Genomic DNA, 5,607 nt, shown 5'->3' with positions numbered 1-5,607 from the left:
GAGCTCGGTCTTGGCCTTGTAGTCGTTGATGTCGTACTGGACGATGACGCGCCGCTCCGGCGCCTGGCCTGGCTGTCCCGTGCGCAGGATGATGCGGACGGTCTCGTTGCGGACCTCGTTGCGGATGAATTCGACGAGCTCGAGCCCCGCGACATCCGTCTCCATGATGACGTCGAGCAGCACGGCGGCGATGTCGTTGTGCTCGCGCATCAGCTTGCGGCCTTCGGCCGCCGAATAAGCGGAGAGGATTTCGAGACCCTGGCCGTTCAAGCTGTAGTCAGAGAGCGCAAAGCGCGTGCCGTCATGCACGGCCGGATCGTCGTCGATGACGGCGATCTTCCATTTCCGCGCAGTCGTATCCTCCGCCGTGGTGGCGGTGTCGTCGATCAGGTGGAGGACATCGTCCTGTTCGGCCATTGAGAAGTCCCGTCAGTCTCTGTGCTTTGCGTGCCGCCCTTGGCGACCCGGGGCATGATAATGCGAAAAGTGGTGCCTTGTCCCAGCTTGGATTCCAGCATCATCCGCCCGCCGAGCTGCTGGGTGACCAGGTTATAGACGATATGGAGGCCGAGACCCGTGCCGCCCTCATTGCGCCGGGTGGTAAAGAAAGGGTCAAAGGCCTGCCGCTGCACGTCCGGCGTCATGCCAGCGCCGTCGTCGACAAAGCTGAGCTCGATGTCATCAGACCCGCGCGGCCGTGCCGAGATCGAGATGGTGCCGGCGCGGCCGTCGGCGAAGGCGTGGTTGGCGGCGTTGAGGAACAGGTTGGTCAGGATCTGGCCATAGGAGCCGGGATAGCCGTCGAGCAGCAGCCCTTCCGGCACGTCGACTTTGAGCGTGATCGGCGAGCGCTTCAGCACTGGGCGCAGGCTGGCGATGATCTGGTCGGTGGCCTCGCTCAAGCTGAACTGCCGGCGCTCGGCATGGGAGCGGTCGACCGCGACCTGTTTGAACGACTGGATCAGCTCGCCGGCGCGCGTAAGGTTGGCGACGAGCTGCTGCGAGGCGTCGCGCGAGGACTGCACGAATTCTTCCAGCTGCGAGCGCCGCAGGCCGCCATCGCCCTTCAGCTGCGCCTCGAAGATCTCGCTGCGCCGGGCAAAGCTGGAAGCAACCGTGAGGCTGATGCCGATGGGGTTGTTGACCTCGTGGGCGACGCCGGCAACGAGGCCGCCGAGCGCGGCCAGCCGCTCGGCGTCGATCAGGTTCTGCTGTGCGGTATTGAGCTCCAGGAGCGCGCTCTCGGCCTTCTCCTTCGATGCGCGCAACTCGTCCTCGGTCTTGCGCTTGGCGATCGCGTTCTCGCGGAACACTTCCACTGCGCGCGCCATGGCGCCGACCTCGTCGCGCGCTTTGATGCCTTGCACCTCGCGGTCGAGATCGCCGATCGTGATCGCGCGCATCGCGGTCATGATCTGCTGCAGGGGCAGCCGGATCGACAGCGCGATCAGCACGCCGACGGTGAGGATGATGCCGAGGAAGATCACCGCGATCGACAGCACCCGCCGCGAAATGTCCGACAGCGTTCGGTCAAAGGTCTCCTGCGCCCGCTGCTCGCGCTGGCGCATCTTGGTCGAGAGGTCGTCGATGGCGCCGATCGCCTCAGCCTGGCTCGCGTCGATGGTGTTGCGCAAAAGATCGGTGCGGCTCATGAGCTGCTCGGAGAGGTTTGCAAAGCCCTCGCGTAGCGCGGTGGTGCGGGTGGCGAGCCGCTCCAGCGCCATCCGCTGGAGGTCGTTGTCGGCGAGATCCCTCATCACTGGGATGGTCTTCTCGATCGTCTCGGTGTTGCGGCGGGCGTCCTCGGCGGAGGCCGACGCGAGCGAGAGATAGTAGGAATTGGCCGCGACGAGCATGGCTGTGAAGGCTTCGCGGGACTTGCCCAGCGAGGGCCAGATCAGCGCATCGCGATGGCCGGTGGCGCCTTCGATGATGGAATAGAGCCCGGCCATGTCCTTGGCGGGCCCCAGCACCTGGTCTTCATAGGTCTTGGCGATGGTCGCCTGCACGCTGCGCAATTCGCCAAAGCCGTTGAGGAAGCGCTCGGTGGTGCGCTCGAGCTCCTCGACCGAGCCCGACAGCATCGGGTCCTTGGCGGCGCGGTTGGTCAGCGTGCCCAGCACGGCCTCGCGCAGCAGCAGGATCTCGGCGAACAGGTCGGGGCTCGGCTGGTTGATGTAGCGGTGGATGAGGTTTTGCAGGCGCCCGGTCTCGCTTTCGAGCAGCGCAAGGATCTTGTCGGACTCGCGCACCTGGCGGAGATCGTCCCAGGCCGAGGCCAGCACCTGTGCCCCGTTCCAGATCATCGCCACGAGCACAACGACCACGGCGGAGTTCAGCGCCGCGATCGACAGGATGCGCCAGCGGATCGGGACGGCGCGCAGTACGCCGACGATGCGGGCGCGCAAGCGTCCGACCGGGCCGGGCGGCTTTTCCTTCTCGCTGTGTCCAAGCGCTGCCAAGCGGCCTCACTCCACCTTGCGAATACGTTCGATCAGCGCAGCCGCGGCAGGGTCCAGCGCGGCCTTGGCGTAGATGTCAGCCATCGCATCCTCGAACGGCTTGTGGTCGATATCCCTGATGATGGTGACGCCGGCAGCTTGTGCCTTGCGCTGCGACTGCTCCTCCAGGTCACGCCACTTCTCGCGCATGAAGCGGCTGGACCGCTGCGCGGCTTCGCGAAAAATCTGCTGGTCCTCCGCGGACAGGCTCCGCCAGGCCTTCAGCGAGATCACCAGCACCTCCGGGCTCATCGTGTGTTCGGTCAGCGTGTAGTAGCCGGCATATTTGTAATGGTCCGTGGTGACGAAGGACGGCCAGTTGTTTTCTGCGCCGTCGATCAGATGAGTCGCGAGCCCCGTGAGCACCTGCCCATAGGGCAATTCGACCGGGTCGGCACCGAGCGAACGGATCATCGCCGACATCAACTCCGATTGCTGCACGCGGATCCGCAAGCCCCTGAGGTCGGCCACGCTCTTCACCGGCCGGACGCCGTTGTAGATCGACCGCGCGCCGGAATCGTAGAAGGCAAGGCCGACGAAACCGAAAGGCTCGAAGCTGCCGAGGATTTCGCGGCCAATCGGCCCGTCCAGCACTTTTTGCATGTGCTCGATGGAGCGGAACAGGAACGGCATTGCGAGCACATTCATCGCCGGGACGAAGTTGCCGATCAGCGCCACGTTGGTCCGGTTGAGGTCGATCGCGCCAGCCCGGGTCTGCTCGATCGTCTCCTTCTCCTCGCCGAGCTGGCGGGAGTGAAACACCTTGACCTCATGCCGGCCGCCGGTGCGTTCCGCGATCAGAGCGCCCATGTAATGCAGCGCCTGGACGGTCGGGTAATCCTCGGTCTGGGTGTCGGCGGCACGAAATTCGCGCGCAAACGTCCCCGTCGCGCACATCGCGAACAGGAACACGACGAAAACCATCCCGGTCCGCGAGAGTTCGGCACGGCTCAACACTGGCACACTCAACCCCTCAGTGATGGAGTCTATGGCGGGTAGAAAAGGTTCAATGCAATCTAGCAGAAGGTCAGGGGAACGCTATCCTGCCCGCGCGTGCCGAAGCTCCCACAACGTCATGGCCGGGCTTGTCCCGGCCATCCACGTCTTGCGGCGCGGTACAAAGAACGTGGATGCCCCGGACAGCCCGGGCATGACGTGGGCGCCTTGGCCTTCCGGTCGCCGATTGTGCAGCGCGGTCGGTTCTTGTTCCTGATTGAAACCAGCCATGCCGCGCCTTAAGCAGGTACGGGGGCGCGAGACGGATGAACGATGGTGATTAGAACCTTGCGTCTTTTGCAGATGGTCGCCGTCGCAGCGGCGCTCGCTATGGCCTCGCCGGCCCGAGCCGCGACCGACATCCAGCTCTGGCACGCGATGTCAGGCGAGCTCGGCCGGCAGCTGGAGAAGCTCGTCTCCGATTTCAACGCCTCGCAATCCGACTATCGGATCGTGCCGAGCTACAAGGGCAACTACACCGAAACGGTGACGGCGGCGATCTTCGCCTTCCGCTCACGCGGCCAGCCGGCGATCGTCCAGGTCAACGAAGTGGCGACCGCCACCATGACCGCGGCCAAGGGCGCAATCTATCCGGTGTTCAGCCTGATGCAGGATCAGAACGAGCCGTTCTCGCCCGGCGCCTATCTTCCGGCCGTCTCAGGCTACTACACGGACGCAGCCGGCAATCTGCTGTCCTTCCCGTTCAACGCCTCGACACCGATCCTCTACTACAACAAGGGCATGTTCCGTGACGCGGGCCTTGATCCCGAGACGCCGCCAAAGACCTGGCCGGAACTCGGGGCTGCCGCAAAACGTCTGCGCGAGCACGGGGCGGTCTGCGGCTTCACCACGTCCTGGCCGTCCTGGATTCACGTCGAGAATTTCTCGGCGTTTCACGATCTGCCACTGGCGACCAAGGCGAACGGCTTTGCCGGGTTGGACGCGGAATTGAGGATCAACAATCCCATCGTCGTGCACCACATCGCACAGCTCAGCGAGTGGCAGAAGGACAAGGTGTTCGACTATAGCGGTCGCGGGCAGGCGGCCGAGCCGCGCTTCCAGAATGGCGAATGCGGCATCTTCATCGGCTCCTCCGGCACGCGCGCCGACATCAGGGCCAACTCGAAATTCGAGGTCGGCTACGGCATGATGCCGTATTGGCCGGACGTGAAGGGCGCGCCGCAGAACTCGATCATCGGTGGCGCCACGCTGTGGGTGCTGCGCGACCGTCCGCGCAACGAGTACAAGGGCGTGGCAAGATTCCTCGCCTATCTGTCGCAGCCGGGCGTGCAGGCGGCCTGGCACCAGAACACGGGCTACCTGCCGATCACCCGCGCCGCGTTCGAGCTGACCCGCGCGCAGGGCTTCTACGAGCGCAATCCGGGTAGTGCGATCTCCTTCGAGGAGATCACGCTGCATCCGCCGACGGAGAACTCGAAGGGCATTCGGCTCGGCTCCTTCGTGCTGATCCGCGGCGTCATCGAGGATGAGCTGGAGCAGGCCTTTGCCGGCAAGAAGGGCGCCCAGGCAGCACTCGATTCCGCAGTCGAGCGCGGCAACAAGCTGCTCCGCCAGTTCGAGCGCGCCAGCCCAGACCGGTAGCTGCCCAATCCGCGGGCGGAGATTTCCGCCCATTGTGTGAGCAGGGCAGGTTATTTGTATGCAATAGGGCTGGTGGCAGTCGCGATGGCTTGGAGATTAATTAAGTAATATCAATAGTTTGCTTGTATCTAAGCGCGGCATTGGCCTTTGGCACGAAGCTTGCGACCCCATACTCATAAGAGAACAAGGTGAAAGATGGCCGAACCGCTGGACGATTATATCGACGCCGTCGCGCAGGCGCTGGCGTTGCCTATCGACGAGGCCTGGCGGCCGGCCATTCGCGCCAACCTCGACGTGTCGCTGCGGCTCGCCCGCCTCGTCGACGAATTCGTGCTGCCGGACGAGACCGAGCCGGCGCCCGTGTTCACCGCCTGATGCTGCCATGACGACAGCTCCCGAAGTGACGGCTACGGACATCGCCAGGGCGGTGACAGGCGGCAAACTGTCCGCGCTAGATGCGACCGAAGCCGCGCTCGCCCGCATCAAGCAGCACGACACGCTTCTCAAC

General features: G+C 64.3%; 5 protein-coding genes. 2 read left to right on the top strand and 3 right to left on the bottom strand.

The genetic code is table 11. The annotated features are described in order from the left end of the window. The 3 genes from Q3C01_RS44540 to Q3C01_RS44530 form a co-directional block, all read right to left on the bottom strand. A partial coding sequence (locus tag Q3C01_RS44540; RefSeq protein WP_458151682.1) for a response regulator occupies positions 1–417 on the bottom strand: 417 nt, incomplete at its 3' end. After that, complete coding sequence (locus Q3C01_RS44535; protein ID WP_458151681.1) at positions 387–2,462, bottom strand: sensor histidine kinase; 2,076 nt, start codon at positions 2,460–2,462, stop codon at positions 387–389. The genes Q3C01_RS44540 and Q3C01_RS44535, both read right to left, overlap by 31 nt. 6 nt (positions 2,463–2,468) lie before the next feature. Beyond that, the gene (locus Q3C01_RS44530) at positions 2,469–3,464 is read right to left on the bottom strand and encodes a TRAP transporter substrate-binding protein (RefSeq protein WP_458151680.1); all 996 of its coding nucleotides are present in this window, start codon (positions 3,462–3,464) and stop codon (positions 2,469–2,471) included. A gap of 306 nt (positions 3,465–3,770) precedes the next feature. Here Q3C01_RS44530 and ugpB point away from each other — a divergent pair, with 306 nt between their 5' ends. Together ugpB and Q3C01_RS44520 are read left to right on the top strand one after the other, a co-directional pair. Further along, positions 3,771–5,099 (top strand): sn-glycerol-3-phosphate ABC transporter substrate-binding protein UgpB, encoded by a 1,329-nt coding sequence (gene ugpB, locus Q3C01_RS44525; RefSeq protein ID WP_458151678.1) that lies wholly within the window; start codon positions 3,771–3,773, stop codon positions 5,097–5,099. Between the two features lie 195 nt (positions 5,100–5,294). Then, entirely contained in the window at positions 5,295–5,474 is a 180-nt protein-coding gene (locus tag Q3C01_RS44520) for a DUF4089 domain-containing protein (RefSeq protein WP_458151677.1), read from the top strand. The last annotated feature ends 133 nt before the right edge of the window (positions 5,475–5,607 follow it).

The organism is Bradyrhizobium sp. UFLA05-109 (genome assembly GCF_054185165.1).
The sequence above is the reverse complement of the archived record's forward strand: the minus strand, read 5'-3'. Positions and strand labels throughout refer to the sequence as shown.

What these genes read in the sequence shown, in the direction of transcription:
- Q3C01_RS44520 (WP_458151677.1), top strand. Translation starts at nt 5,295, where the DNA reads ATGGCCGAACCGCTGGACGATTATATCGACGCCGTCGCGCAGGCGCTG.
- ugpB (WP_458151678.1), top strand. Translation starts at nt 3,771, where the DNA reads ATGGTGATTAGAACCTTGCGTCTTTTGCAGATGGTCGCCGTCGCAGCG.